A 26,051-nucleotide genomic window follows, 5' to 3' on the forward strand; every position below is an offset into this window, starting at 1 on the left:
GCTAACCGACCTTCTCGACGAAGACGCGGATGGTGCCGCCGCAGGACAGACCGACGTTCCAGGCGGTCTCGTCGGCAACGCCGAACTCCAGCATCTTGGGCTTGCCGCTCTCGATCACGTCCATCGCCTCGGTGACCACGGCGCCCTCGACGCAGCCGCCGGAGACCGAGCCCAGGAATGTGCCTTCGTCGTTGATGACGAGGCTCGAGCCCGCCGGGCGCGGCGCCGAACCCCAGGTCTCCACGACGGTGGCGAGCGCGACGCCACGGCCGGCCTTCTGCCAATCCTCCGCCGCCTTCAGAATGTCCTCGTCGCGATCGAGCATGGGGTGCCTCTCAAGCTGCGGAGCGGATCAGGCTGCGGTGATGCGGCGGCAGCGGCTGGGAGAGCGTCGTGATCAGCTCCTGGATCGAACTCAAATTATGCACGGGGCGGAATTCGTCAACGTGGGGCAGCATCATTTTGATGCCCTGCGCCTTGGCCTCGAAGCCCCCGAACCGCAACAGCGGATTGAGCCAGATCAGCCTTCGGCAGGACCGGTGCAGCCGATCCATCTCGAAGGCCAGCTTGGAATCGGCCTCCCGTTCCAGCCCGTCGGAGATCAGGAGCACGATGGCGCCCTGGCTCAGCACCCTCCGCGCCCACAATTTATTGAAGTTGTGCAGCGAGGCCGAGATGCGGGTGCCGCCGGCCCAATCCTCGACCGAGGCCGAGCAGCTCGCCAGCGCCTCGTCGGGATCGCGCTGGCGCAGCGCGCGACTGACATTGGTGAGGCGGGTGCCGAACAGGAACACCGAGACGCGCTTGCGCGCGTCCGTGATGGCGTGGAGGAAGTGCAGGAACAGGCGGGTGTACTCGCTCATCGAGCCCGAGATGTCGAGCAGCGCGACGATCGGCGCCGGCTTCTCGATCCGCCCGAGGCGATGGATGTCGATGATATCGCCACCGGTGCGGAGCGATGCGCGCAGCGTACGGCGCAGGTCGAGGCGAAGCCCGCGCCGATCGGGCCGGTGCCGGCGCGTTAGAAGCTCGGCCTGCGGCAGCCGCATCCGCTCGACGGCACGCAGCGCCTCGGCAATCTCCGCAGCGCTCATCTGCGCAAAGTCCTTCTTCTGGAGGATCTCCTTGTCGGAGACCGACAGGCGCAGATCCTGCTCCTGGTGCTGCGGCGTCTCGGTCATGCGCGGCTGCGACATCGCTTCCTGCACGCGGCGCGAGCCGGCCTGCGGCTTCTTCTTGGCCTCGTCCGGCAGCGGCACCGAATCCAGCATGTGCTTCCACTCTTCAGAGGCGCGGAAGAACAGGTTGAAGGCCTGCTTGAAGATCAGCGCATGCTCGTGCCGCTTGACGAAGATCGCCTCCAGCGTGGTGAAGACATCGCTGCGGTTGCCGATGTCGATTGCCTGCAATGCGCTCATCGCATCGATCACCGCGCCGGGCCCGACCGGCAGGCCGGCTGCACGCAGCGCGCGGGCGAAGCCGACGATGTTGTCGGCGAACTGCTCGGTTTGCTCGGGGGCAAGGTGGTTGATGGCCATGGTCTCGTATCCATCCCCTCGGGGGCGCGCCACTTGGCGCGAGCCCCGAATCCATGCTCCCGATCGTGTTATGGATTCCGGGCTCGACGCTTGCGCGTCGCGCCGGAATGACGGGAGCAGCTATGACGCACGCGAGATCAATTCTCGCTCGTCGCTTCCTTCAGCACCTTCTGCAGGGCATCGCCCTGCATTCGGGTGATGTCGTCCTGATACTTGAGCAGCGCACCCAGCGTGTCGCCGACCACTTGGGGGGTGAGCGAACGCGCATCGAGCTCGGACAGCGCGGTGGCCCAATCGATGGTCTCGGCGACGCCCGGCGACTTGTAGAAGTCCTGGTTGCGCAAAGCCTGGACGAAGCGCACGACCTGCTGTGACAGCTTCGCAGAGATGCCTGGCACGCGCGTCTTGACGATCGCAAGCTCGCGCTCGGCAGCGGGATAATCGACCCAGTGATAGAGACAACGCCGCTTCAGCGCGTCGTGGATCTCGCGGGTGCGGTTCGAGGTGATGATGACGATCGGGGGGTGCGGCGCCTTCACGGTGCCGAATTCGGGAATGGTCACCTGGAAATCGCTGAGGATTTCGAGCAGGTACGCCTCGAACGCCTCGTCGGCGCGGTCGAGTTCGTCAATCAGCAGCACCGGCGGACCGGCAACGTCGGGCTCCAGCGCCTGAAGCAACGGCCGCTTGATCAAGTAGCGGTCGGCGAAGATGTCGCTCGAGAGCTGGTCGCGATCGGTGTCGCCGGCGGCCTCCGCCATCCGGATCGCAATCATCTGCGCGGCGCTGTTCCACTCGTAGACCGCCGAGGAAACGTCGAGACCCTCGTAGCACTGCAGGCGGATCAGCCTCCGCCCCAGCGCCGCCGAGAGCACTTTGGCGATCTCGGTCTTGCCGACGCCGGCCTCGCCCTCCAGGAACAGCGGCCGGCCCATGCGCAGCGACAGAAAGGTCACCGTCGCCAGCGACCGCTCGGCGAGGTAACCGCGCGACGTCAGAAGTTCGAGCATCGCGTCGACCGATGCCGGCAAAGCACCGGAAGAATTGGCCGCTGAAGTCATGAAAAAGCCAGTCTTGCTACGCCCTCGCCAGGGACAGGTGTGGACCGAGGAACGAGTTCAGCTCATTCCTTGGCATTGGCGGCGTCGACGGCACGCCGAGTCAGCACCCCGATGAGATGCGCACGATACTCTGCGCTGCCGTGGATGTCGCTGTTGAGGCCTTCGGCCGGCACCGCGATGCCTTCCAGCGCCTTCGAGGCGAAGCGCTTCTTGAGAGCCTCCTCGAACGCGGTGACGCGAAATACGCCCTCTGAGCCGGCACCGGTGACGGCAACGCGCACGTCCGACGGACGGCGCGCCACGAAAACACCGACCAGCGCGTAACGGGAGGCCTGGTTGCGGAACTTGATGTAGGCTGCCTTTTTCGGCAGCGGGAACATCACCTTGGTGATGATCTCGTCGGCTTCGAGCGCCGTCGTGAACAGGCCCTGGAAGAACTCTTCCGCCTTGAGGCGACGCTTGTTGGTGACGATGGTCGCGCCCAGCGCAAGGACCGCGGCCGGATAGTCGGCGGTCGGATCGTTGTTGGCGAGCGATCCGCCGATCGTACCCTTGTGACGCACGGCGGGATCGCCGATCTGACTCGCGAGGTTCGCCAGCGCCGGGATCGCCTCACCGACGATCGCGGAGTTCGCGACCTCGGCGTGCCTGGCGGTGGCGCCGATCACCAGCGAGCGGCCCTTCATCTCGATCGCGTTGAGACCCTCGATATGGGAGAGGTCGACCAGATGCGGCGGGCTCGCGAGGCGCTGCTTCATGACGGGAATCAGCGTGTGGCCGCCGGCGATCACCTTGGCGTCTTCGTTCTTCACCAGGAGATTGGCCGCCTGGCGAACGGTCCCAGGGCGATGATATTTGAATTCGTACATCTGAATGTCCTGATCGCGGGATGCGCGTTACGCGAGATCGGATTTCGCCATCGCCTTGGCGCCGGCAGAGATCGAGGCGACGATGTTCTGGTAACCAGTGCAGCGGCAGAGATTGCCTTCCAGCTCCTCGCGGATCGTGTGATCGTCGAGTTCGTGTCCTTTGCGATGGACGATGTCGATCGCGGTCATGATCATGCCGGGGGTGCAGAAGCCGCACTGCAGGCCATGATGCTCGCGGAAGGCCTCCTGCATCGGATGCAGCGGCGCGCCGTCGGCGGCCAGTCCCTCGATCGTCTTGACCTCGTGGCCGTCGGCCATCACGGCAAGCGTGGTGCAGGACTTCACGGCCTTGCCGTCGAGATGCACGACACAGGCGCCGCACTGCGAGGTGTCGCAGCCGACATGCGTGCCCGTCAGCCGCAGATTCTCGCGCAGGAACTGCACCAGAAGCGTGCGGGGATCGACATTGGCCGTCACAGGATTGCCGTTCACGATGAGGGAGATTTTTGCCATAAGCACTCTCTATCAGCGCCCCGACGGGTCCCGTCGAAGCGGTTCTTATAATTATTCCAACCCATCATATGGGCCATTGTCCCCCGGGGCAACATCGCCCCCGACGCAAGCCGCCATGCCGAAAGGCGATAGGTTTCAGCCCTGTACCGCCTTGGCAAAGTTCGCAAAAAATTCGTCGGCGAGCTTCTTGGCGGTGCCGTTGATGAGGCGCTGGCCGAGCTGCGCCAACTTGCCGCCGATCTGCGCCTCGACGTCGTAAGAGAGCAGCGTGCCGCCGTCCTTCTCGGCGAGCTTGACCACCGCGCCGCCCTTGGCGAAGCCGGCCACCCCACCCTCGCCCTCGCCGGAGATCTTGTAGCCGTTTGGCGGGTCGAGATCGGACAGCGTGACCTTGCCCTTGAAGCGCGCCGACACCGGGCCGACCTTCATCTTTGCCGTTGCGCGAAAGCCGCCGTCGTCGGTCTTCTCCAGCTCCTCGCAGCCGGGGATGCAGGCCTTCAGCACCTCCGGATCGTTGAGCTTGGCCCACACGGCCTCGCGCGGCGCCGCAAGCTGGACTTCGCCGTTCATCGTCATGGCCATGAGGTGCCTCCCGGATCGCGCAACTATAATGCTGATCAAGTAACGCAGGGACGCGGCAAAGGAAAGGGCGGCGCTCAGCCACGTGCAATGCATATTCGCAACTGCAAAAAGATGTGTGCAGGCGGTTGGGGATTGGCACAGCGGGGCCATGATGATTAGGTCGCGCGCAACATGAGCACATCCCTCTCCCCCCTGCTCGCGCCGATGCTGTCGAGCGCGGCGATGCGCGCGGTCTGCGACGACCGGTCTACCCTGCAGAACATGCTCGATTTCGAGGCAGCGTTGGCACGCGCCGAGGCCGCCACGGCTGTGATCCCGGCGTCCGCCGTTGGCCCGATCGAGGCTGCGTGCAATGCCGATTGCTTCGACATGGCCGCGCTGGCCGACGCCGCGACGCGATCGGGCAATCTCGCGATTCCCCTGGTCAAGATGCTGACCGCCAATGTCGGCAGGAACGACGCGGAGGCTGCGCGCTACGTGCATTGGGGCGCGACCAGCCAGGATGTCATCGACACCGCGACCATGCTCACGCTCCGCGCCGGCATCGCCGCGCTGGATGCCGATCTCAGCCGCGCCATCAAGGGATTCGCCGCGCTGACGCGCAGCCACCGCAATACCCCGATGGTGGCGCGGACCTGGCTGCAGCACGCCTTGCCGATGCCGTTCGGGCTCAAGGCGGCGGAATATGCCGCAAGCCTCGCCCGCGCCCGTTGCCGCCTGCGGCGGTTCTCCCGCGAGGGCCTGGCGCTGCAATTCGGCGGCGCGGCCGGCACGCTCGCTGCGCTCGGTGACAAGGGGCTCGCGGTGGCCGAACGGCTGGCCCAGGAGCTCGGTCTGCCGCTGCCCGAGGCGCCCTGGCACGCCCATCGCGACCGCATCGCCGAGGCTGCTTCCTGTCTCGCCATTCTCGCCGGCAGCTGCGGCAAGATCGCACGGGACGTCTCGCTGCTGATGCAGACCGACGTCGGCGAGGCGTTCGAGCCCGCCGGCGAAGGCCGCGGCGGCTCCTCGACGATGCCGCACAAGCGCAATCCGGTCGCCGCCGCGAGTGCGTTGGGCGCCGCCACCATGGCCCCGCAGCTCGCCGCGACCATCTTTGCCGCGCAGGTCCAGGACCACGAACGCAGCGCCGGCCCCTGGCACGCGGAATGGCCGACCCTGCCGCAACTGATGCTGGTCACCTCCGGCGCGCTGGCCGCCATCGTCGATATCGCGGAGGGTCTCGAGGTCGATGCGGCGCGCATGTGCAGCAATCTCGATGCGACGCAGGGGCTGATCATGGCCGAGGCGGTCACCTTCGCGCTGGCCGAGACGATCGGCAAGAGCGATGCGCACCATCTGATCGAGGCCGCGAGCAAGCGCGCAGTCGCCGAGAAGAAGCATCTGCGCGAGGTGCTGTCGGCCGATTCGCAGATCACCACGCACCTTTCCCCGGAAAAAATTGCTTCATTGTTCGAGCCGATGGCCTATCAAGGGGCCTCCCAGGCGCTGATCGACCGCCTGCTGGATTCCTTGGATCTCTCCTGATGTCATTGCCGGGCTTGACCCGGCGATCCATCATCCTGGATAGATTCACTTATTGGATGGATGCGCGGGAAATTTGGGATAAGACGCGCTGAGCGCTATTGCCCGCCCATGACGAGGAGCATGCCATGCCCATGATCGATGCCGACGGTTGCCTGCTCAACGTCTCGGTCGAAGGCCGTGACGGCGGGCCGACCTTGATGCTGTCCAACTCCCTCGGCTGCACATTGCAGATGTGGGAGCCGCAGATGAAGGCGCTGACGCAGGTGTTCCGCGTCATCCGTTACGATCGCCGCGGCCACGGCAAGTCGAATGTCCCGCCTGGCCCCTACACGATGGAGCGCTTCGGTCGCGACGTTCTCGCGATCCTCGACGATCTCAACATCGAGAAGGTGCACTGGTGCGGGCTGTCGATGGGCGGCATGGTCGGACAATGGCTGGGCGCGAACGCGCCGGAGCGCATGGGCAAGCTCGTCCTTGCCAACACGTCCTGCTACTATCCCGATCCAACAAACTGGCACAACCGCATCAAGGCGGTTAAGGAGGGCGGCATCGCCGCCGTCGCCGATGCCGTGATCGCGGGCTGGCTGACCCAGGATTTCCGCGAGCGCGAGCCTGAGATCACCGCGAAGATGAAGTCGATGCTGCTTGCTTCCCCGGTCGAGGGCTACCTTGCCTGCTGCGAGGCGCTGTCGACACTCGACCAGCGCGCGCTACTGCCGAAGATCAAGAGCCCCACGCTGGTGATCGCCGGCCGCCACGATGCGGCGACACCGATCTCGGCGGCCGAACTGATCCGCTCCAACATTCCCGGCGCCAGCATGACCATCATCGACGCCGCGCACATCTCGAACGTCGAGCAGCCGCACGCGTTCACGGATGCGGTGGTGGGGTTCCTGACGCAGCGCTAACCACAGCCGTCATTGCGAGCGCAGCGAAGCAATCCAGAGATCCCGCAGCGGAGACGTCTGGATGGCTTCGCCGCTTCTCCTCGCAATGGCGAAGGAGGAAAACACATGGACGACCAGAAGCGCCGCGATGCCGGCATGAACGTGCGCCGCAAGGTGCTGGGCAATGCATGGGTCGACAAGTCGATCGCGAACCGCAATGCGTTCAATACCGACTTTCAGGACCTGATCACGCGCTACGCCTGGGGCGAAATCTGGACGCGGCCGCATTTCGACGAGCGCACCCGTCGGGTGCTGGTGATCGGCACCATGGTCGCGCTCGGGCAATGGGACGAATTCCGCCTGCATGTGCGCGCGGCGCTCGCCGAGGGCGGCTTCACGCCCGACGACATCAAGGAAATCCTGCTGCAGCAGGCGATCTATTGCGGCGTGCCGGCGGCGAACCACGCCGTGAAGGAAGCCTCAGCGATTGTGCAGGAGCTCGGCCTGCTCAAGACCTAGCGGGGCGGCAATCTCCGCGGTCTTCGATGCTGCCGCCGGCTTCTCGATCACGACCACGATCGCGGCTCCGAGCAAGAGCAGGAGCTCGGTGGCATGCAGCCGGAGCGCTGCCATCTCGCCGACCTTGGAGGCCATCACCATGCTGGCAAACGAGATTAGGCTGCCGATCGCCAGCGCGATGCCGAGCGCCTCGTCGCTGCCGCCGTTCCTGCGGATTCGGGGAATGCAGAGCAGCACGAGGTAGATCGCGAAGAACGCCACCACCGTCACCCGCCCCAGCGCGAGCAGCCAGGCGGCGCGGACCGTGTCCATCCCCGCCATCTGAAGGTGGTCGCTGAGGTACAACGCAACGGCAACGCTCGGCCGCTCGTAAAGGCCGTGCACGGGAGCGACAATGATGTTGAAGGCGACGAGGCTCCATACGGGAATGAAATAGGCCGCCAGCAGCGCGCCGTTGACCGAGCCGATCCGCCAATTCCTGAACATGCCGCTTCCCGCTTGGTTTGCCGATGCCTTGACGAAAAGGCGGCGGCTTCGCCGGAGCTAACTCGCATCGGCCTGTGGCGGCAATTTAAACCCTTTGTTTACCTTAACTGCCCCGCGGACGTCGTCATTTTGAGATGGTGCACAGCACCATGACCGGAATCTCGAGAGTCCGCGCTCGGCTATTCGAGCTGCCCCGGAAACTCCCCTAAGAGGCCCCAGCTTTCGGCGGGCCAGGTCTCCTCACTCCTGGTGCTCTCATCTTCGGGCTCCCGGACCTTCATATTCTGACCGCGGGCTACCCTGCTGCCAGCTGACCGCCCTGACGCGGGTCTTGCTGCTGCCCAGGTTTCTGACCGCCGCCCTGCTGCTGTCCTGGGCTCTGCTGGCCGGGGGTTCTGACTCTGCTGACCCGATTGCTGGAACGAGACAACGGCTGGCATCTCATCTTGGCCCCTTGCGGAACCGGGTTCCTCGCAATCTCGGGAACCCCGGGACCCAAAATGATCTCTGTACAAGCCTTTAGGTGGAGACCGGGCCAGTTGCAGCTGCCAGTTCCCTCCTGTTACAAAACCCGAAGAACGCTCAAGGGCTGCCGGGGCCCAAGAACTCTCTCTCGAAGAGCTCCCTTTGAGCCTGCGTCAGGTGTGGTACGGCAGCCCATGGATTATTTCGCCCAGCAGCTCATCAACGGCCTCGTGCTCGGCTCCATCTACGGCCTGATCGCGATCGGCTACACGATGGTCTACGGCATCGTCGGCATGATCAACTTCGCCCATGGCGACGTCTTCATGATCGGCGGCTTCATTGCGCTGATCACCTTCCTGATCCTGATCTCGCTCGGCCTCACCGCGATCCCCCTGATCCTGCTGGTGGTGCTCCTGGTCTCGATGGCAATCACGGCGCTTTATGGCTGGACCATCGAGCGCATCGCCTACCGGCCGCTGCGTCATTCCTTCCGTCTTGCCCCGATGCTGTCCGCGATCGGCATGTCCTTCGTGCTGACTAACTATTCGCAGGTGGCGCAAGGCGCGCGCGTCAAGCCGATCCCGCCCTTCATCACCGGCGGCTACACGCTGCATGAGAGCCAGGACGGCTTTGTCATCCAGCTCTCCAACATCCAGATCATGGTGGTCATCACCACCATCGTGTTGCTGGCGATCTTCACCTGGCTGGTCTCGCGCACCCGGCTCGGGCGCGACATGCGGGCCTGCGAGCAGGACCAGACCATGGCGGCGCTGCTCGGCGTCGACGTCGACCGCACCATCTCGATGACCTTCGTGATCGGCGCCGCGCTCGCCGCGGTCGCCGGCCTGATGTACCTGCTCTATTACGGCCTCGTCGATTTCTTCATGGGCTTCGTCGCGGGCATCAAGGCATTCACCGCCGCCGTGCTCGGAGGCATCGGCTCGCTGCCGGGCGCCATGCTCGGCGGGCTTGCGATCGGTCTGATCGAGACGTTCTGGTCGGCCTATTTCTCGGTCGAATACAAGGACGTCGCGGCGTTCTCGATCCTGATCGTCGTGCTGATCTTCATGCCGACCGGCCTGCTCGGCCGCCCCGAAGTCGAAAAAGTCTGACGGACCGGCCGCGTGACAATCCCTTCGACCAATACGGCCAAACCTGCAACGGGCATCCCGGCCCTCCTCAAGACAGCCTTCATCAACGCCCTCGTCGCGCTGGTGCTGTTCTCGCTGATGGTCGGCATCCGCACCGAGGCGGGCCCGGACGGCCAGCTCACCTACTGGACGCGATTCGGAGAGGTTGCCGCCCTCGTCGCCGTCGTGTTCGGGGGCTCGATCGTGATGGAGCTCTTGCGGCAATGGATCGGTTCGACCGGCGCCGAGAAGCTGGTGCCGCCGGCGGTGCAGAGCGGCATATCCTTCATCGGCCGCTATCTCGCGCCGGCGCTTTTGATCTTCACCCTGCTGGTGCCTGTGATCTTCTATGACCAGCGCTACATTCTGGACCTTGCGATCCTCGTTCTCACCTACGTCATGCTGGGCTGGGGATTGAACGTCGTGGTCGGGCTCGCCGGCCTTCTCGACCTCGGCTATGTCGCTTTCTATGCGGTCGGCGCCTATTCCTACGGACTGCTCGCCACCAATTTCGGCTGGTCGTTCTGGATCTGCCTGCCGCTCGCCGGCATTCTCGCCGCCTTCTGGGGCGTTCTGCTCGGCTTCCCCGTGCTCCGCCTACGCGGCGACTATCTCGCCATCGTGACTCTCGCATTCGGCGAGATCATCCGGCTCGTCATCATCAATTGGCAGGATCTGACGGGCGGCCCGAACGGCGTCTCCGGCATTCCCCGTCCCTCCTTCTTCGGCATCCCGCTGGACAACAGCGATGAAGGGCTCGCCGCAAGGCTTGGCATCGAGTATTCGGCGACCCACCGCATCGTCTTCCTGTTCTACCTGATCCTGGCGCTGGCGCTGGTCACCAACTGGGTGACGATCCGCCTGCGCCGGCTCCCCGTCGGGCGGGCCTGGGAAGCCCTGCGCGAGGACGAGGTCGCCTGCCGCGCGCTCGGCATCAACACCACGACCACCAAGCTCACGGCGTTCGCAACCGGCGCCATGTTCGGCGGCTTCGCCGGTGCGTTCTTTGCCACCCGCCAGGGCTTCATCAGCCCGGAATCCTTCACCTTCCAGGAATCGGCGCTGGTCCTCGCCATCGTCGTGCTCGGCGGCATGGGCTCGCAGCTCGGCGTGGCGCTCGCAGCTCTCGCCATGATCGGCGGATTCGAGCTGTTCCGCGGCCTCGAGAGCTACCGCATGCTGGTGTTCGGCATGGCCATGGTGCTGATCATGATCTGGCGGCCGCGCGGCCTGGTCGGCCATCGCGCACCCACCGTGTATCTGACCAAGGCGCAAGCGATCTCCTCCGACCTCGTCAAGGAAGGGCACGGATGAGCGGCGACAAGATTCTCAGCGTCGAGCGGCTGACCATGCGCTTCGGCGGCATCGTCGCCGTGCAGGACTTGTCATTGTCGGCAGAGCGCAAGAAGATCACCGCGCTGATCGGGCCGAACGGCGCCGGAAAGACCACCGTCTTCAACTGCATCACCGGCTTCTACAAGCCAAGCGCTGGTGCCATTCGCCTCACCCATGACGACGGCAGAGTGATCGCGCTGGAGCGGCTGAACGATTTTCGCATCGCCAAGCAAGCCAAGGTCGCGCGCACCTTCCAGAACATCCGCCTGTTTCCCGGCATGACCGCGCTGGAGAACCTGATGGTGGCCCAGCACAACGCCTTGATGCGCGCCTCGGGTTACACGCTCCTCGGTCTCCTCGGCGTCCCCGCATACCGCGACGCCGAAAAGCGCGCAATCGACCTCGCCACCGACTGGCTGAAGCGGGTCAATCTGCTCGACCGCGCCGACGATGCCGCCGGCAATTTCGCCTATGGCGACCAGCGCCGGCTCGAGATCGCGCGCGCAATGTGCACCGAGCCCGCCCTGCTGTGCCTGGACGAACCCGCCGCCGGCCTCAACGCGCGCGAAAGCGCGGCCTTGAGCGAGCTCCTGCTTTCGATCCGGGACGAACTCGGCACCTCGATCCTGCTGATCGAGCACGACATGTCGGTGGTGATGGAGATCTCCGACCACGTCGTGGTGATGGACCATGGCGTCAAGATCGCGGAAGGCACGCCGCGCGACGTCCGCAACGACCCGAAGGTGATCGCCGCCTATCTCGGCGCAGACGAGGACGAGGCCGTAGCCGTGATGGAGAGCCCGTCGTGACCTCGGTGCCGCTGCTCGCGATCCGCGGTCTTCGCGCCGCCTACGGAAAGATCGAGGCGCTGAAGGGCGTTGACTTCGAGATCAATGCCGGGGAGATCGTGGCGCTGATCGGCGCCAACGGCGCCGGCAAGTCGACGCTGATGATGACGATCTTCGGCAAGCCGCGCGCTCGCGCCGGCCAGATCCTCTATGAAGGCCGCGACATCACCCACGTGCCCACTCACGAGATCGCCCACCTGCGGATCGCGCAATCGCCGGAGGGGCGCCGCATCTTCCCGCGCATGAGCGTGGCGGAAAACCTCCAGATGGGGGCGGACGTCACCGACTGCACCGAGGCTGAGCGCGAGACGACACTGCAACGCGTGTTCACGCTGTTTCCGCGTCTGAAGGAACGCTACGCCCAGCGCGGTGGAACCCTGTCCGGCGGCGAGCAGCAGATGCTGGCCATCGGCCGCGCGCTGATGAGCCGCCCGCGGCTGCTCCTGCTCGACGAGCCCTCGCTCGGGCTCGCACCGCTGATAGCGCGCCAGATCTTCGACGCAATCCGCACCCTGAACCGGCAGGACGGGTTGACCGTCCTGATCGTCGAGCAGAACGCCAACCATGCACTCAAGCTCGCTCATCGGGGTTATGTCATGGTCAATGGCCTGATCACACTGGCGGGGACCGGCACCGAACTGCTGCAGCGCCCCGAGATTCGCGCCGCCTATCTGGAAGGCGGTCGCCACGGCTGACGAGACCGAAGGCCGACGAGTGCGGCCGGATGCGGCGCGATATCTCCGCAATGCCCGTATTTTGCCGGTGACTTCTCGCCGGATTCATTCAAGAATGGCGCCGGTTTGAACCGGGCCTGCCCGGCAACTTCCACAGGCGACCACCCGCGAGGTATCTCATGAAATCACTGAAGCTCATCGGTCTGGCATTCGGCGCATCGCTCGCCCTGTCGAGCGCGGCATTCGCGCAGGATGTCACCGTCGCAGTCGCAGGCCCGATGACCGGCGGCGAGTCCGCCTTCGGACGCCAGATGAAGAACGGCGCCGAGATGGCCGTGGCCGATATCAACGCCGCCGGCGGCGTCAATGGCAAGAAGCTCGCGCTTTCGGTCGAGGACGACGCCTGCGACCCGAAGCAGGCCCGCTCGATCGCGGAGAAGATCGCCGGCGCCAAGATTCCCTTCGTGGCCGGGCACTATTGCTCGTCGTCGTCGATCCCGGCTTCGGAAGCCTATGCCGACGGCAACGTGCTCCAGATCACGCCGGCCTCGACCAACCCGCTGTTCACCGAGCGCAAGCTCTGGAACGTGGCTCGCGTCTGCGGCCGCGACGATCAGCAGGGCCTGATCGCCGCGCAGTACATCGCCAAGAACTACAAGGGCAAGAACATCGCGATTCTCAACGACAAGACCACCTATGGCAAGGGTCTTGCCGACGAGACCAAGAAGGCGCTCAACAAGGCCGGCGTCACCGAGAAGATGTACGAGTCCTATAACAAGGGCGACAAGGACTTCAACGCGATCGTCTCGCGCCTGAAGCGCGACAACATCGACCTCGTCTATGTCGGCGGCTATCATCAGGAGAGCGGCCTGATCCTGCGTCAGATGCGCGATCAGGGCCTCAAGACCGTGCTGATGGCCGGCGACGCGCTCGCCGACAAGGAGTACGCCTCCATCACCGGCCCGGCCGGCGAAGGCACGCTGTTCACCTTCGGCCCCGACCCGCGCAACAAGCCGACCGCGAAGAAGATCGTCGAGGCTTTCAAGGCCAAGAACATCGACCCTGAGGGCTACACCCTCTACACCTATGCGGCGATGCAGGTGTGGTCGCAGGCGGCCAAGAAGGCCGGCACCACCGACGCCAAGAAAGTGATGGCGGCGATGAAGGCCGGCAAATGGGACACCGTGATCGGCCCAATCGAGTATGACGCCAAGGGCGACATCAAGCAGATCGACTACGTCGTCTACAAATGGGATGCCAAGGGCGGCTACGCCGAGATCAGCGGCAACGGCACCTGAGCGCGCTAGACGAGCCTTTGGGCCGTTATCAATCAACGCCGCGCCCCGGCTCAAGCCGGGGCGTTTTTTCTTGCGGCAGGATCAAACGGCGGCGGGCAGCGCGCTGGTCGCGGCCTGGGCATTCCGCAATGCCTGCAGGAGATCGCTCGGCCGAAACGGCTTTTGCAGGCAGACCACGTTGGCCAGGCTGGGCGATTGATCGATGAAATCAAGTGTCGTCATTCCGGACACCGCAACGACGGGGAGCGCCGGCGCGTGTTCGCGCAGGGCGGCAATGACGTCGGCTCCGCTGGCGTCACCGAGGAAGATGTCGACGATCGCTGCGTCACAAGCGCTTTCCGCGAAGGCTTTCAGACCTGCCGCACCGCTTTCGGCCTCCACCACCTCGAAATGATTAACCCGGAGCACGATCGCGATCATCGCGCGCACGTCCTTCTGGTCATCGATGATGAGAACGCGAGGCATGGGGAACTCCCGATATCGAAATCAAATCATCTGACTCAGACCTGGAACCCGCCGCAGCGGAGGGGCATTGTGGCACCGCCCAGTAAAGCGCACCTTACCTGATCCCTGTTCCGAGCTCCCACGGAGATTAGGTAAGCTATAACCTTCGGTTGAGTCGTGACCGGTCTGTTCCAGACCCGCGCCCAGAACCCGCACCCATGAACGGACTGTCCAGCCGAATGAGACCAGCGGAGATGCACAAGCCCGACTCGCTCAAGACCGCCCCACGAGAGGTGGACGTGCCCGCGACGATCGAGCGAAGCACATCTCTCTCGACCCTGCCCGCCACTTCGGCCGACCGCACCGCAGCATTGACGATTGTGGGCGTGTCCTCCCTCCTGTTCGTAGCGGCCGTGCCCTTCGCGGGGACCCCTCTCCTGCCCGTCCCGGCCTTCGTCGCAAGCTACCAATCGGCACTCGCCGTGAGCGACATCGTCACCGCCGTGCTGCTGCTGTCACAATTCGTGGTCTTGCGGACACGCGCGCTGCTGTGGCTCGCGACCGGCTATCTCTTCACAGCCGCGGCGGCCCTGGTTCATGCCCTCACCTTCCCCGGACTGTTTGCGCCGACGGGGCTCTTTGGCGCAGGGGGGCAGACCACGGTCTGGCTCTACATGATCTGGCACGCCGGCTTTCCCCTGTGTGTCATGGGTTATGCCTGGCTGAAGGAAAAGGACGGTGGCCCTCGCGTCCGCGGCGCGGCAAGCACCGCGATCTACGCCAGTGTGCTCGGCGTCATCGCGACGATGGCCGTCTTCACCTGGATCGTCACCGCCCAACACGATCTGCTGCCGGTGCTGCTGCGCGACGGCCACTATACGCCGACCATGATCGGAGTCGTGTCGTTCGTGTGGTCGCTGAGCTTTGCGGCGCTGGTCTCGCTCTGGTTCCGCAGACCGCATTCGGTGATCGACGTCTGGCTGATGGTGGTCATGTGCGCCTGGCTGTTCGACATCGCGCTGTCGGCGATCGTCAACGTCGCCCGGTTCGATCTCGGCTTCTATGCCGGCCGGCTCTACGGCCTCGCCGCGGCGACCTTCGTGCTGGCGGTACTTCTGATCGAGAACGTGCGTCTCCAGGCGCACACAGTGAGCCTCCTCGGGAGGCTGCGCCAGCAATCGGCATCGGAGCGCGACTATTACGGCAAGCGCCTCGCGCTGTACGGCGCAGTGATTGAGTCGTCCAATGACGCCATCATCACGAAATCGCTGGATGGCATCATCACCGGCTGGAACAAGGCCGCCGAGCATCTGTTCGGCTATTCCGCCGCCGAGGCCATCGGCAAGTCGATTGACATCGTCGTGCCGCCGGATCGCAAGGGCGAAGTCAGGAGCATCCTCAACCGTATCGCCAGCAACGAGTCGATCGCACAGCACGAGACGACCCGAATCCGGAAAGACGGCCGCCCGCTCGACGTCGTCCTCAACATCTCACCGCTGCGGACCGATGAGGGAGAGATCATTGGTGCCTCCAAGATCGCCCACGACATCACCGAAGAAAAGCAGGCGAGAGAGAAGCTGCGCCGCGAGACGGAGGAACGCCAGCGCATCTTCGAGACATCGCAGGATCTGATCCTGGTCACCGACGGCTATGGTAATTTCGTGCAGGTCAGCCCGAGCGTGAAGAACATTCTCGGCTACAGCCCCGAGGACATGGTCGGGCACAGCGCGACCGAATTCATTCATCCCGACGATCTCGATAAGACGCGGAACGAGATGCGCGCAGCCCGTCGCGGCGCGGCCAAGCGCAGCTTCGAGGCGCGCTACTATCACTATGACGGCCACGAGGTCGCGCTGAACTGGATGGGCACTTGGTCCGAGCCGGTAAAGCGCCACTTCTTCATCGGCCGGGACCTCACCGACAAGCAGGCTGCCGAAGCCCAGTTCCGGCACGTCCAGAAAATGGACTCGATCGGTCAGTTGACCGGAGGCGTCGCCCACGACTTCAACAACGTGCTGACCGTCATCACGGGCACGATCGGCATACTCAGCGATGCCGTGGCTGACCGGCCCGAGCTCGCCGCTATTACCAGGCTGATCGACGACGCGGCCGAGCGCGGCGCGCAGCTGACCAAGCACCTGCTCGCCTTTGCCCGCAAGCAGCCGCTCCGGCCGCGCGAGATCGACGTCAATGCGCTGGTGCTCGATGCCGCCAAGCTCTTGCATCCGACGCTCGGCGAGCAGATCACGATCATGCCGCAGCTCACGGAGGATGCCTGGCCGACCCTGGTCGATCCGGGCCAGCTGTCCACCGCGATCCTCAATCTCGCGCTGAACGCGCGCGACGCCATGCCCGATGGCGGCACGCTGGTGCTGGAGACCCGCAACATCTTCCTCGACGACGGCTATGCCAGCATGAATCCCGACGTGGCCGCCGGCAACTACGTGATGATCGCCGTCAGCGACACCGGCAGCGGGATTCCCGCAGAGCTGATCGACCGGGTCTTCGATCCCTTCTTCACCACCAAGGAGGTCGGCAAGGGCACTGGCCTTGGCCTCAGCATGGTGTTCGGCTTCGTCAAACAGTCGGGCGGCCACATCAAGATCTACAGCGAGGAAGGCCACGGCACGAGCGTGAAGATCTATCTGCCCCGCTCGACCGGGGTGCAGGAGACCGAGTTCGAGGCGCTCCAGAACGCACCCATCGCCGGGGGTGACGAGAAGATCCTGATCGTCGAGGACGACGCGCTGGTCCGGCAGTATGTCGTGACGCAGGTCAGGAGCCTCGGCTATACCGCGCTCGAGGCCGCCAATGGCGCCGAGGCCCTCAAGATCATCGACGGCGACGCGACCATCGACCTGCTCTTCACCGACATCATCATGCCTGGCAACATGAACGGCCGCCAGCTTGCTGACGAAGCGGCCAGGCGCCGCCCCAACCTGAAGACGTTGTTCACCTCGGGCTACACGGAGAACGCCATCGTCCATCATGGCCGTCTCGATTCCGGCGTGCTGCTGCTGGCCAAGCCCTACCGCAAGTCCGAGCTCGCCAAAATGCTCAGGACGGCGCTCGCCAGTTGAGCCTGCGCCATCGCTGCGCTATCGCAGATCGCAAATTGCTCTCAGTTCACGAGGCTGTCTTGAAAAACCTGCTCACCGACATCGCCGGCGTCCGGGTCGGTCATGCCGAAGATGCGAAAGTCGCTTCCGGCGCGACCGCGGTCATCTTCGATTCTCCCGCGATCGCCGCGATCGACGTCCGGGGCGGCGGTCCCGGCACGCGCGAGGATGCACTGCTCGATCTGGCCAACACCGTCGAACGCGTCGATGCGATCGCACTCTCCGGCGGCTCCGCTTTCGGCCTCGATGCCGGCGGGGGCGTGCAGGCCTGGCTCGCCGAACAGGGGCGCGGCTTCAGGATCCGTGAGGCCGTGATCCCCGTCGTCCCGGGGGCGATCGTGTTCGACCTCCTCAACGGCGGCGACAAGGCCTGGGGCCGCTTCTCGCCATATCGCGATCTCGGCTATGCCGCCGCTGCCGCCGCCGGCACCGACTTCGCGCTCGGCAGCGTCGGTGCCGGGCTGGGCGCCACCACCGCCACCTTCAAGGGCGGCATCGGCTCGGCATCGGCCGTGACCACGAACGGCCTCAAGGTCGCCGCGATCATGGTGGTGAACGCCGTCGGCAGCGTCACCATCGGCAACGGCCCATGGTTCTGGGCCGCGCCGTTCGAGGAAAACGGCGAGTTCGGCGGACGCGGTCTGCCGTCTGCGTTCACGCCCGACATGCTGGCGATGCGCATCAAGGGCGGGCCGGCTGCCAGCGAGCGCGAGAACACCACGATCGGCGTCGTCGTCACCGACGCGATTCTGAGCAAGGCCCAGGCCAAGCGGCTCGCGATGATCGCACAGACCGGATTTGCCCGCGCGATCTACCCGGTGCACGCTCCGCTGGACGGCGACGTGCTGTTCGCCGCGGCCACCTGCGAGAAGCCGATCGAGCCGCTGGTGGAGCTCACCGAGCTCGGCATGGTCGCTGCCAACGTTGTCGCACGCGCGATCGCAAGCGGCGTGTACAACGCGACCGCACTGCCATTTCCAGGGGCACTACCGGCGTGGAAGGACAGATACGACTAGAAACGAAGCGGCGGGCACGGCGTTACCCGACGGAGCCCAAGGTGCGCCGTCATGCCGTCTTCCGTGATCCGCTTCTTCCGCTATGCCCCGGACACACGCGAGCTGCAGGTGACTTTCGTCACCGGACGGGTCTATGTCTACGAGGACGTTCCGCCCGAGGTCGCGGCCGCGTTCCGGGAAGCGCGATCAAAGGGCACTTTCTTCAACCTGCACATCCGTGACCGCTTTGCCTATCGCGAGATCACGCATGACTACGCGGATCAGACCGAGGCCTGATCACACGCTTATCGACATCGAAGAAGACGCGGTCGCGGAACCGGACTGCGCCTGGCGCTGCATCATCTGCCCAAACCAGTCATAGGGCGAATTGCCGCCTCCGTTCGCCATCGGACCGCGATGTGCGCCCGGCACCGTCGTCGACATCTTGAAGCCGTCGGCATAGGTGACGGTGGTGGTGGTCGAGCCGTCGGCATTCGTCGTCGTCGTCGAGGTCGACCCGCGGCTCGCCTTTGACGAGGACTCCGACCCACCGCCCGATGCGTCAGCCGAGCCGTCAGCGCCTTGCGCCTGGTGGCCTTGACGCCCGCTCGTCAACGCCTTGGTCATTTCACCGAGATTGATGCTGTCGTCCGAGTTCGCATCCATCTTCGCGAACACGTGGTCGGCCTGCGCCAGATTGGTGCCCCCGGCGCCGAGCGCGTCCTCGAATTCGGACTTGGTGATCTTGCCGTCGCCATCCGCATCGATCTGGGAGAACAGATCCTTCAGCGCAGCCTCCCGACCTTTCGACGTCGGGGACGTCGAGTTCGACGAAGCCGAGCCGTCGGCCGATTGGCTCTGCGCCGCGAACAGCGCGTTCATCGTCTCCGGCGAGATCTGCGGATGTCTGCCCGAATTGACCGGCGAGCTCGCACCGCCGGACGTGCTGCTGGCGCCGTCGATCGCGAACGGATTGGTCGCACCTTGCGCCGATCCCGCCTTGTCCGCCGCCGACGACGATTTCGAGTTCGTCAGCGACTGGATCGCATTGAGCGCACTGGAGACGGCGCCAAGGGCAAACAACATTGCACAACTCCAACCGATGCGGCATGCCGCGGCCAATGTTCTGTCGGGTGAGATCAGCAAGCGACGTGCCATCGGGAAAAGCTCAATGAAATCCGCAATCCACCACGCTTTGCAGTTTCGGGAACATCGGCAATTGGTGCCGGTCGCGGCAGAAATTTCCGCCCACAGGAAGCGCGGCTCCCCTGCATTGCCGGCCGCGGAGGCCCATGTTAGGCGAGGCCATTCGTCGTCCGCCTGCCATGGGAAAACCGCGCCATGACCCAAGCCTTCGCTCCCCGCCCCCTGGCCATTGCGCCCTCGATCCTGGCCTCGGACTTCTCAAGATTGGGCGAGGAGGTCCGCGCCGTGGACGCCGCAGGCGCCGACTGGATCCACCTCGACGTAATGGATGGGCACTTCGTTCCCAATATTTCCTACGGCCCTGATGTCATCAAGGCGATGCGTCCGCACACGAAGAAGATCTTCGACGCGCATCTGATGATCTCGCCCTGCGATCCCTATCTCGAGGCCTTTGCCAAGGCCGGCTGCGACCACATCACCGTGCATGCAGAGGCCGGTCCACACCTGCACCGCTCGCTCCAGGCGATCCGCGCGCTCGGCAAGAAGGCCGGCGTCTCGCTCAATCCGGCAACGCCGATCAGCGCGCTGGAATACGTTCTCGACCTCGTCGACCTCGTTCTGGTGATGTCGGTCAATCCCGGCTTCGGCGGCCAGGCTTTCATCCCCTCCGCGATCGGCAAGATCCGCGACATCCGCGCGATGACGGCGGGCCGTCCGATCGACATCGAGGTCGACGGCGGCGTCGGCCCCGACGTGGCCGGCGCGCTCGCGGCGGCCGGCGCCAACGCCTTCGTCGCCGGCACCTCAGTGTTCAGGGGTGGGACGCAGGACGCTTACAAAGCCAATATCGCCGCGATCCGTCACGCGGCACTTGGGGCACGCGGCGAGGCGATCTGAGACCAAGGCTGTCCGAACCGCAGCTGCGGCCGCTGCGACCAACGGCAATGGATGAACTCCGCGCCACTCTGTTTTCTGCCGGGCTGCGTCGTCTTCTCGCCGAGGCCCTGCAGGATGGAGAGCAAGTGGTCTGGCAGGGGCAGCCCGACGGCATCGCCCGCGCGGCCATGTGGCGATTTCTCTGGTGGATCGGATGTCCCTGGTTGCTGCTGACCGTCATCGCCGTCGGGAACGGTTGGATCGACCAAGCGACCCAGCCTCTCGCAATGATTGGAGTCGGGATGGTTGCAGCTCCGTTCGTGATGCTGCTGCAAGACCTGCAGACGCTTTATGTGATCACCGACCGCCGCGCGCTGATCGTGCGCACGGCCTGGAGCAGACGCACCGTGACCCCTACTTCGTTCGACGCCATGGATGCAGTGTTCGAAATCCTCGACATCGGCAGCGGCGTCGGCCACCTCAACTTTGCGTCAGGGCGCTCGACCCGTTCGCCCGATACCGACTACACCGGGCACTATGGCTTTCGCTTTGTCCGAGACGCACCACGGATCCGGGATATCCTCGACGATGCGCGCACCGGCAAAATACGTCGGCCGCACTTGGAAAGAACTGCGGGTTCTACGGGTGTTGCAACGCGCAAAGCTTGAAACTTTAGCCTTGGTCCGTACTCATCCGGACTTCACTGATTCGTGCAAATCACCGCAAGTGGCTCCTGCCTGCTTTTGACGGGAGCACATCATGACGACGACCCTGATTTGGACTGGCGTAGCGTTGTGGTTCGGAGTCAATGCGGCGATTGCAGCTCGCAGTCTCCACGTGGCGCGACCGGTGAAGGTCGCATCCCCTGCCCGCATCATCCACCTTCATCGTCGCCGGAAGTGATGCCATGCGGCTCGCACTCGTGAAACGTCAGCCGAAGCGCAGGTGCCGTATTCCGCGTCGCCCGCATCCGAACCTTGATGATTTCTTCGGTCGCTTCGAGCGCGCCGATGGCGCGCTGGATGACGATGCCGGGCTCGACAATTCGGACCTCGATCATTCGTTTGCCTCGCAACACCGACACTGAGACTTCTTTTTTCCTACCGCCCATGAAACCGCATTGCCCGAACTGCCTGAAGGAAATGACCAAGGCGTCCGCGTCACGTAACTTGTTCAGTTGCGAGCCCTGTCGCGAGATCATCCAGTATTTTGGCGGCAGCGCGGATCACGGCGAACCCGTCCCGCAATTCTCCTGGCCCATCCGCCGCAAGCGCGCCGCACAGTCCGCCCACGCGGCCTGATCCGCCGTTCGGAAACGCAGCCCTATCCGGTCGCCTCGTTGGCATCTGTCCCGCCGACGTCCCCGGCCAGCCGCGGCGGCCGCACCACCGTGACGGTGCAGGTCGCCTCCGCAGCCACCTTGGCCGACACGCTGCCGAGCAGCATGCGCCTGAATGAGTGCTGCCGCGCGCCGATGATGACGTGGTCGACCTGGTTGGCCTTGGCGAACTCCAGGATCGCGGCGGCGGGATCGACCGCTTCAAGCACATGCGCCGACAGCCGACTCTCGTCCAGCTTCAGCGGCGTTGCCCAATGCCGGAGCGCAACCAGACGGTCGATATGCTTGTTCGACCCCTCCTCGTCCAGGCTGCGGTCGATCGCGATCCGGCTCAGCTTCAGCACGTTGACGCAGGCCAGCCGCGCTGACGGCAAGGTCGCGAGGATACGCTCAGTGGTCACGCGCAGCGCCTCGTTGAGTTCCGGCGCGCCCTCCATGGCGTCGAGGGCAACTGCCAGGATCGGGCTGGATGCGATCTGAGCGGCGACATCGGATTTCGCGCGCGGCGCCATGGCGCCCTGGTTGAAGCGACGCCGCCAGACGACGCTGAGCGGGTCGCGTTTCACACGCTCGGAGCGCGCGGTGAGCTTGACCTGGTCGGGGTGGGCGAGATCGAAGGCGAGCTGCGACGCCGTCGGATAACGCCAGACCGGCTCGATCTCCAGGCACCGCAACACCACTTCCTGAAGCCAGGGCGGATAGTCCGGGCGGACCTTGCGCGGCGGATGCGGGTCGCGCCACAGCCGGCGCCGCATCGCGCGCAGCGTCTCTCCCTCGCCGAAGGGGCGCACACCCGTGGTGAAGAAGTAGAGCAGCACGCCGAGCGAGAACAGGTCGCTGCGCGGATCGTCGCGCACCCCAAGCAGCCGCTCGGGCGCCATATAGGGCGCAGTGCCGTAGGGCAGCCGAAATTCTTCCTGCAGGAGGTCCGGCAGGTGGTTGTGATGCGACAGGCCGTAGTCGATCAGCACCGCCTCGCCGGACTCGCGGAACATGATGCTGCTCGGCTTGATGTCGTGATGGATCACGTTCTGCCGGTGTAAATCAGCAAGCGCGGTTGCGATCCTGGCGACGAGCTGCCGCGCCTCGTCATAGGGCAACGGCAGGTCGGGCAGCCGCTTGTAGAGCGTGGCGCCCGGGATGCGCTCGATCACGACATAGGCCTGGCGGGCAAAGTCCCCGGTGCCGAAGCAGGCCGGCACATGCGGGCCCGCGAGCCGCGGCAGGATCATCATCTCCATCTCGAAAGAGACGATCGCGGCCGGGTCCTCGCCCTCCGATACCCGTGGGATCTTCATCAGCAGGGGCACGTCGATGCCGGGATGGGTGACGGTCCACAACGTCGCCATGCCGCCGGCATGCACGCATTCACCGATAGTGTAACCATCGATTTCAGCGCCGGATCTGACCAGAGGTTTCGGCATCGGTGTCAGCGTCCCTGCGACAGCCGGTCGGCGAGCCAGGAGGGCAATCCGTTGTCGCGGATCCTGCCTGCCGCCGCCGCGACGTCATAGGGCGCGCGGCAATAGGTGATCTGGCAGGAGACCGTGTCGAACAACGCGAAGGCCGCCGATGGATCGCCGTCGCGGGGCTGGCCGACAGAGCCGAGCACGGCGAGCCATTGCCGTCCGCGCAGCAGCTGCACGGGGACATCGGTCTTCGGCACGAAGCTCGTCATCTTCGCCGTGACCGACATGGAATAGAGCGCGGGGCGGTGGATGTGGCCGCAGAAGGTCACATGCGCCGACGTTGCGATCAGGCTCTTGGCGGCATCCGTCGTCGAGCGGACATAGTGCCAGCGCTGAGGGTGAGAGGCTTCCGAATGCACGAACAGGAGGCCCTCATCCTCCACCATCATCGGCAATTCGGCCAGAAACCGCCGCTGCGCCGTGTCGAGCCGGCCTCGGGTCCATTCGATTGCGATCTGCGCCTCGGCATTCATGGTCTCAGCCGTCGAATTGACCGCCTGGTCATGGTTGCCGCGCACGGCGACGGCGCCCTCCGCAACGAGCTCGATTGTGGTATCGACGACCCATTCCGGATCGGCGCCATACCCGACGAAATCGCCGAGCAGAACCAACTGCTCCGCGCCCTTCGCACGGGCCGCCTTCAGGCAGGCCTCAAACGCCTGCCGATTGGCGTGGATATCCGAGAAGACAGCGAGAAGCACGCACCCTCCACCCTCCAGATTCTATTGAAGGCCGAGAAGGCCAATTTGAGGGAGGTCAACACCATGCGCCAGCGCCACGCCCTTTGCCAGCGTAACACCGCGATTTGGCGAGGAGCCTACCGCTCGTCCTTGGGCGGCATCCGGGGCGGCGGCAGCGGGGTGAACACGGCGCCTTGTGCGCCGGCCGGCGGCGCATTGAACTCGCCGGTCGAGGAGTCCCCGCCGCTGGTCTCCAGAATGGTCTTGGGCGTCACGTATTCGCGGACCATGTCGATGAGGCTACCGTCGCCACCGCCGAAATCCGCGGCGCGTCCGCCCTGAGGATGGCCGGCTGCGATCTCGTTCTGCGCGGCATGGGTCTTTTCGGCCAGCCTGTCGTCATACGGCACCCGGAAGGCGCGGGGGATGCCGCTCGGGCGGTTGTCGTCGTCCAGCGCCTCGACCCACAAATAGATCGAACCGGGATCACCTTCCAGCGAATGCGGCTCGACGATGCGGGCCTGCAGCAGCTTGAAGGCGGTGGGCATCCGGTCGGAGCTGGCCCAGCCGAGCAGCCCACGCATTTCAGTGAAGCTGACGACATAGAAGGCACTGGTCACGACAACCGCGACCGCCTTCAGCGACCAGTGCAACCGCGCATAGACCAGCACGACAAGCAGCAGCGCTCCGATCACGGCGTAGGCGACCGAGAGGCTGAGAACGACCGTTTGCAGATTACTCACGGCGCATCCTCACGCCGGTTTTGGGATCGATATCGGCGCCGTTGGCGCGCACGTTGCGGAACGTCTCCAGCAGGGATTTCGGCCGCTGGTCGACATTGATGACCTTGCCCTCGGCATCGAGCCGGAACCGCACCGCTGTCTTCTCGTCGCCGGTGTGGCTGAGAGCGAGCTTGTTGTCGAAGATCACTTGCGCAGTCGGGTTGAGTTTCTGCACCTTCACGCTCGCTGTAACGGGCTCGCCGGTCGTTGCCTGGAAATGCGAGATGTTGACGGTGTATTCGCCGGCGACGATGCCGCGCACGGTGACGATCTCCTCCCGGATGGGCGAGGCGATCTTCTTGCCGTTGACGATGATGAAATCATTGGCCCCGCCGCGGTCGTCGCGATCGAGCGTGAGGAAGCCGGCCTCGCGGTGGCGATACCAGGCGATGTTGCCCGCGGGATCCTGCACGAACAGGTCGAGATCGTCAGGATGATTGTCCGGCCAGTCCATCGTGATGATGAACTCCGCCTTGGAGTCGATCTTGCCTTCCTTCGCATCCGGCGAGACCGCGAGCAGCGCGAGGAAAAACAGGAACGCGATCACCTGGAGCGCCTTGAACAGCATCACGCCAAGGGGGTCGAACGGCTCCTCGCGCGGATAGAGACCGAAATCATCCATCATGACGGCGCACCGGAACCTTTGCGCTCCAGCACCGGCGTCACATAGGTCTCGGTCAGCACCACCGCGTCCGAGAATACCCGCTGCGTCGCGGCGTCCAGCATGTAGTACTGGATGCGGATCAGGATCGAGCCGACGAGGCCGGCCAGCGTCGTGTACATGGCGACCGCCATGCCGTCGCTCATCACCCCCATCGAGGAGCGCATCGCGACCTTGTCTGCGGCATCCAGCCCCGCGATCGGCGCCAGCATGATGATGAATCCGATGATGGTGCCGAGCAGACCGAGCTTCATCAACGTATCGGAGACGAAGGCGCCGAAGCCGTTGGAGCCGCGCAAGCGATCGGCGAGATTTCGCAACAGCAGCGTCTGGTCGACCGGCCGGTAGTCCTGCGCCGCGGCTTTCGTCACCAGGCTCTGGATATGGTCGCGCACCAGTCCGCGCGGCAGCACCGCCGCGCTGGCATCAAGCGCCTTGCTGCCGTCCGGTGCCGCCAGCACTGCGCGGCAGCGCCGCGCCGCCGCTCCCTCCCGCGCGATCGCCCGCGTCCGCAGGAAGCAGTGGCCACACGTGATGACGTAGAGCGCCGCGATCACGGCGGAAATGTAGGTGCGATCCGAGGTCAACATCAGGTGGATCAGCCCGAACCGCCACAGCAGCACGACCGCGAAGATCGAGAGCCCGGTGAAGATCATCCAGAACAGGAGCGCGCTACGCTCGGACGGGTCGGTTGTGGTCCCCGCGATCGATCCAATCGTCATCGAACTCATGCTGCACCGCTCCTGGCCTCCAAGCACTGGCCTGCGACGTGTCCTCGCCGATTAGATCAAAGCCGACGCTCCCGGTC

Annotated in this window: 28 protein-coding genes; 13 read left to right on the plus strand and 15 right to left on the minus strand. The window is 64.8% G+C overall.

Annotated elements, in window-relative coordinates; translation table 11 throughout:
* Position 1: 1 nt before the first annotated feature.
* From K408_RS0122845 to K408_RS0122870, 6 genes are all read right to left on the minus strand, one after another.
* Positions 2-325: an XdhC family protein gene (locus K408_RS0122845; RefSeq protein ID WP_008564652.1), complete on the minus strand. Its 324-nt coding sequence runs from the start codon at positions 323-325 to the stop codon at positions 2-4.
* A gap of 10 nt (positions 326-335) precedes the next feature.
* The gene (locus K408_RS0122850) at positions 336-1,538 is read right to left on the minus strand and encodes a vWA domain-containing protein (protein WP_024340828.1); all 1,203 of its coding nucleotides are present in this window, start codon (positions 1,536-1,538) and stop codon (positions 336-338) included.
* A 137-nt stretch (positions 1,539-1,675) separates the two neighbouring features.
* Positions 1,676-2,599, minus strand: coding sequence for an AAA family ATPase (locus tag K408_RS0122855; protein WP_024340829.1), 924 nt, complete (start codon positions 2,597-2,599; stop codon positions 1,676-1,678).
* 62 nt (positions 2,600-2,661) lie between these two features.
* Positions 2,662-3,468, minus strand: coding sequence for an FAD binding domain-containing protein (locus K408_RS0122860; protein ID WP_024340830.1), 807 nt, complete (start codon positions 3,466-3,468; stop codon positions 2,662-2,664).
* Between the two features lie 27 nt (positions 3,469-3,495).
* Entirely contained in the window at positions 3,496-3,981 is a 486-nt protein-coding gene (locus K408_RS0122865; RefSeq protein WP_014494194.1) for a (2Fe-2S)-binding protein, read from the minus strand.
* Positions 3,982-4,116: 135 nt separating this feature from the next.
* Positions 4,117-4,563, minus strand: coding sequence for an SRPBCC family protein (locus K408_RS0122870; protein ID WP_024340831.1), 447 nt, complete (start codon positions 4,561-4,563; stop codon positions 4,117-4,119).
* A gap of 171 nt (positions 4,564-4,734) precedes the next feature.
* On the opposite strand from K408_RS0122870, the gene K408_RS0122875 reads away from it, so the two are divergent.
* From K408_RS0122875 to K408_RS0122885, 3 genes are all read left to right on the plus strand, one after another.
* Positions 4,735-6,090 (plus strand): 3-carboxy-cis,cis-muconate cycloisomerase, encoded by a 1,356-nt coding sequence (locus tag K408_RS0122875; RefSeq protein WP_024340832.1) that lies wholly within the window; start codon positions 4,735-4,737, stop codon positions 6,088-6,090.
* Positions 6,091-6,215: 125 nt separating this feature from the next.
* The gene (pcaD, locus tag K408_RS0122880) at positions 6,216-6,998 is read left to right on the plus strand and encodes a 3-oxoadipate enol-lactonase (RefSeq protein ID WP_024340833.1); all 783 of its coding nucleotides are present in this window, start codon (positions 6,216-6,218) and stop codon (positions 6,996-6,998) included.
* A 105-nt stretch (positions 6,999-7,103) separates the two neighbouring features.
* The gene (locus K408_RS0122885; protein WP_024340834.1) at positions 7,104-7,496 is read left to right on the plus strand and encodes a carboxymuconolactone decarboxylase family protein; all 393 of its coding nucleotides are present in this window, start codon (positions 7,104-7,106) and stop codon (positions 7,494-7,496) included.
* Here K408_RS0122885 and K408_RS0122890 read toward each other — a convergent pair.
* Positions 7,458-7,982 (minus strand): hypothetical protein, encoded by a 525-nt coding sequence (locus K408_RS0122890; RefSeq protein WP_024340835.1) that lies wholly within the window; start codon positions 7,980-7,982, stop codon positions 7,458-7,460. The two genes, K408_RS0122885 and K408_RS0122890, sit on opposite strands and share 39 nt — an antisense overlap.
* A 659-nt stretch (positions 7,983-8,641) precedes the next feature.
* Here K408_RS0122890 and K408_RS0122900 point away from each other — a divergent pair.
* The 5 genes from K408_RS0122900 to K408_RS0122920 all read left to right on the plus strand — a co-directional run bounded on the left by K408_RS0122900 (position 8,642) and on the right by K408_RS0122920 (position 13,732).
* Positions 8,642-9,559, plus strand: a complete 918-nt coding sequence (locus tag K408_RS0122900; protein WP_024340836.1) for an ABC transporter permease subunit — start codon at positions 8,642-8,644, stop codon at positions 9,557-9,559.
* Positions 9,560-9,571: 12 nt separating this feature from the next.
* Complete coding sequence (gene livM, locus K408_RS0122905; RefSeq protein ID WP_024340837.1) at positions 9,572-10,891, plus strand: high-affinity branched-chain amino acid ABC transporter permease LivM; 1,320 nt, start codon at positions 9,572-9,574, stop codon at positions 10,889-10,891.
* Positions 10,888-11,721: an ABC transporter ATP-binding protein gene (locus tag K408_RS0122910; RefSeq protein ID WP_024340838.1), complete on the plus strand. Its 834-nt coding sequence runs from the start codon at positions 10,888-10,890 to the stop codon at positions 11,719-11,721. The genes livM and K408_RS0122910 overlap by 4 nt, the downstream gene beginning before the upstream one ends.
* Positions 11,718-12,455, plus strand: a complete 738-nt coding sequence (locus K408_RS0122915) for an ABC transporter ATP-binding protein (protein WP_024340839.1) — start codon at positions 11,718-11,720, stop codon at positions 12,453-12,455. Before K408_RS0122910 ends, K408_RS0122915 begins: the two co-directional genes overlap by 4 nt.
* Before the next feature lie 158 nt (positions 12,456-12,613).
* Entirely contained in the window at positions 12,614-13,732 is a 1,119-nt protein-coding gene (locus K408_RS0122920; RefSeq protein ID WP_024340840.1) for a branched-chain amino acid ABC transporter substrate-binding protein, read from the plus strand.
* An 81-nt stretch (positions 13,733-13,813) separates the two neighbouring features.
* On the opposite strand, the gene K408_RS0122925 is transcribed toward K408_RS0122920, so the two are convergent.
* Positions 13,814-14,197 carry a response regulator gene (locus tag K408_RS0122925; RefSeq protein WP_024340841.1) on the minus strand — a complete coding sequence of 128 codons (384 nt, stop codon included), beginning with the start codon at positions 14,195-14,197 and terminating at the stop codon, positions 13,814-13,816.
* Between the two features lie 233 nt (positions 14,198-14,430).
* Between K408_RS0122925 and K408_RS0122930 the strand changes: the two genes are divergently transcribed.
* The 3 genes from K408_RS0122930 to K408_RS0122940 are packed head-to-tail and all read left to right on the plus strand — an operon-like array spanning position 14,431 to position 18,587.
* Positions 14,431-17,256 (plus strand): PAS domain S-box protein, encoded by a 2,826-nt coding sequence (locus K408_RS0122930; RefSeq protein WP_029674264.1) that lies wholly within the window; start codon positions 14,431-14,433, stop codon positions 17,254-17,256.
* Between the two features lie 59 nt (positions 17,257-17,315).
* The gene (locus K408_RS0122935; protein WP_024340843.1) at positions 17,316-18,311 is read left to right on the plus strand and encodes a P1 family peptidase; all 996 of its coding nucleotides are present in this window, start codon (positions 17,316-17,318) and stop codon (positions 18,309-18,311) included.
* 51 nt (positions 18,312-18,362) lie between these two features.
* A complete protein-coding gene (locus K408_RS0122940) occupies positions 18,363-18,587 on the plus strand; it encodes a KTSC domain-containing protein (RefSeq protein WP_024340844.1) in 225 nt (74 codons plus the stop codon).
* Here the strand turns inward: K408_RS0122940 and K408_RS0122945 are convergent, their stop codons facing one another.
* A complete protein-coding gene (locus tag K408_RS0122945; protein ID WP_024340845.1) occupies positions 18,588-19,376 on the minus strand; it encodes an EF-hand domain-containing protein in 789 nt (262 codons plus the stop codon). It abuts the gene before it with no gap.
* A 255-nt stretch (positions 19,377-19,631) separates the two neighbouring features.
* On the opposite strand from K408_RS0122945, the gene rpe reads away from it, so the two are divergent.
* Positions 19,632-20,333 (plus strand): ribulose-phosphate 3-epimerase, encoded by a 702-nt coding sequence (gene rpe / locus K408_RS0122950; RefSeq protein WP_024340846.1) that lies wholly within the window; start codon positions 19,632-19,634, stop codon positions 20,331-20,333.
* 47 nt (positions 20,334-20,380) lie between these two features.
* Entirely contained in the window at positions 20,381-20,980 is a 600-nt protein-coding gene (locus K408_RS0122955) for a hypothetical protein (RefSeq protein WP_024340847.1), read from the plus strand.
* Positions 20,981-21,186: 206 nt separating this feature from the next.
* Here the strand turns inward: K408_RS0122955 and K408_RS42845 are convergent, their stop codons facing one another.
* The 6 genes from K408_RS42845 to K408_RS0122990 form a co-directional block, all read right to left on the minus strand.
* Entirely contained in the window at positions 21,187-21,513 is a 327-nt protein-coding gene (locus K408_RS42845) for a hypothetical protein (protein ID WP_196232392.1), read from the minus strand.
* 122 nt (positions 21,514-21,635) lie between these two features.
* Positions 21,636-23,075 (minus strand): serine/threonine protein kinase, encoded by a 1,440-nt coding sequence (locus K408_RS0122970; RefSeq protein WP_024340850.1) that lies wholly within the window; start codon positions 23,073-23,075, stop codon positions 21,636-21,638.
* Positions 23,076-23,080: 5 nt separating this feature from the next.
* Positions 23,081-23,821, minus strand: coding sequence for a metallophosphoesterase family protein (locus K408_RS0122975; protein ID WP_024340851.1), 741 nt, complete (start codon positions 23,819-23,821; stop codon positions 23,081-23,083).
* A 116-nt stretch (positions 23,822-23,937) separates the two neighbouring features.
* Entirely contained in the window at positions 23,938-24,543 is a 606-nt protein-coding gene (locus K408_RS0122980) for a hypothetical protein (protein WP_024340852.1), read from the minus strand.
* Positions 24,536-25,207, minus strand: coding sequence for a DUF2135 domain-containing protein (locus tag K408_RS0122985; protein ID WP_024340853.1), 672 nt, complete (start codon positions 25,205-25,207; stop codon positions 24,536-24,538). Before K408_RS0122985 ends, K408_RS0122980 begins: the two co-directional genes overlap by 8 nt.
* Positions 25,204-25,974 carry a MotA/TolQ/ExbB proton channel family protein gene (locus K408_RS0122990; RefSeq protein ID WP_024340854.1) on the minus strand — a complete coding sequence of 257 codons (771 nt, stop codon included), beginning with the start codon at positions 25,972-25,974 and terminating at the stop codon, positions 25,204-25,206. The genes K408_RS0122985 and K408_RS0122990 overlap by 4 nt, the downstream gene beginning before the upstream one ends.
* Between the last annotated feature and the right edge of the window lie 77 nt (positions 25,975-26,051).

Source organism: Bradyrhizobium sp. in8p8 (assembly GCF_000426845.1).
In the GTDB taxonomy this organism is placed as follows: domain Bacteria; phylum Pseudomonadota; class Alphaproteobacteria; order Rhizobiales; family Xanthobacteraceae; genus Bradyrhizobium; species Bradyrhizobium japonicum_C.

Excerpts from the sequence above, each read along its gene's own strand:
- K408_RS0122990 (WP_024340854.1), bottom strand. The coding sequence starts at position 25,974 with ATGAGTTCGATGACGATTGGATCGATCGCGGGGACCACAACCGACCCG.
- K408_RS0122910 (WP_024340838.1), top strand. The coding sequence starts at position 10,888 with ATGAGCGGCGACAAGATTCTCAGCGTCGAGCGGCTGACCATGCGCTTC.
- K408_RS0122920 (WP_024340840.1), top strand. The coding sequence starts at position 12,614 with ATGAAATCACTGAAGCTCATCGGTCTGGCATTCGGCGCATCGCTCGCC.
- K408_RS0122940 (WP_024340844.1), top strand. The coding sequence starts at position 18,363 with ATGCCGTCTTCCGTGATCCGCTTCTTCCGCTATGCCCCGGACACACGC.
- K408_RS0122955 (WP_024340847.1), top strand. The coding sequence starts at position 20,381 with ATGGATGAACTCCGCGCCACTCTGTTTTCTGCCGGGCTGCGTCGTCTT.
- K408_RS0122875 (WP_024340832.1), top strand. The coding sequence starts at position 4,735 with ATGAGCACATCCCTCTCCCCCCTGCTCGCGCCGATGCTGTCGAGCGCG.
- K408_RS0122865 (WP_014494194.1), bottom strand. The coding sequence starts at position 3,981 with ATGGCAAAAATCTCCCTCATCGTGAACGGCAATCCTGTGACGGCCAAT.
- K408_RS0122900 (WP_024340836.1), top strand. The coding sequence starts at position 8,642 with ATGGATTATTTCGCCCAGCAGCTCATCAACGGCCTCGTGCTCGGCTCC.
- K408_RS0122985 (WP_024340853.1), bottom strand. The coding sequence starts at position 25,207 with ATGATGGATGATTTCGGTCTCTATCCGCGCGAGGAGCCGTTCGACCCC.
- K408_RS0122885 (WP_024340834.1), top strand. The coding sequence starts at position 7,104 with ATGGACGACCAGAAGCGCCGCGATGCCGGCATGAACGTGCGCCGCAAG.
- K408_RS0122970 (WP_024340850.1), bottom strand. The coding sequence starts at position 23,075 with ATGCCGAAACCTCTGGTCAGATCCGGCGCTGAAATCGATGGTTACACT.
- K408_RS0122890 (WP_024340835.1), bottom strand. The coding sequence starts at position 7,982 with ATGTTCAGGAATTGGCGGATCGGCTCGGTCAACGGCGCGCTGCTGGCG.
- K408_RS0122925 (WP_024340841.1), bottom strand. The coding sequence starts at position 14,197 with ATGCCTCGCGTTCTCATCATCGATGACCAGAAGGACGTGCGCGCGATG.
- rpe (WP_024340846.1), top strand. The coding sequence starts at position 19,632 with ATGACCCAAGCCTTCGCTCCCCGCCCCCTGGCCATTGCGCCCTCGATC.
- K408_RS42845 (WP_196232392.1), bottom strand. The coding sequence starts at position 21,513 with ATGATCTCGCGACAGGGCTCGCAACTGAACAAGTTACGTGACGCGGAC.
- K408_RS0122850 (WP_024340828.1), bottom strand. The coding sequence starts at position 1,538 with ATGGCCATCAACCACCTTGCCCCCGAGCAAACCGAGCAGTTCGCCGAC.
- K408_RS0122845 (WP_008564652.1), bottom strand. The coding sequence starts at position 325 with ATGCTCGATCGCGACGAGGACATTCTGAAGGCGGCGGAGGATTGGCAG.
- K408_RS0122945 (WP_024340845.1), bottom strand. The coding sequence starts at position 19,376 with ATGTTGTTTGCCCTTGGCGCCGTCTCCAGTGCGCTCAATGCGATCCAG.
- K408_RS0122870 (WP_024340831.1), bottom strand. The coding sequence starts at position 4,563 with ATGGCCATGACGATGAACGGCGAAGTCCAGCTTGCGGCGCCGCGCGAG.
- pcaD (WP_024340833.1), top strand. The coding sequence starts at position 6,216 with ATGCCCATGATCGATGCCGACGGTTGCCTGCTCAACGTCTCGGTCGAA.
- K408_RS0122930 (WP_029674264.1), top strand. The coding sequence starts at position 14,431 with ATGCACAAGCCCGACTCGCTCAAGACCGCCCCACGAGAGGTGGACGTG.
- K408_RS0122855 (WP_024340829.1), bottom strand. The coding sequence starts at position 2,599 with ATGACTTCAGCGGCCAATTCTTCCGGTGCTTTGCCGGCATCGGTCGAC.
- K408_RS0122860 (WP_024340830.1), bottom strand. The coding sequence starts at position 3,468 with ATGTACGAATTCAAATATCATCGCCCTGGGACCGTTCGCCAGGCGGCC.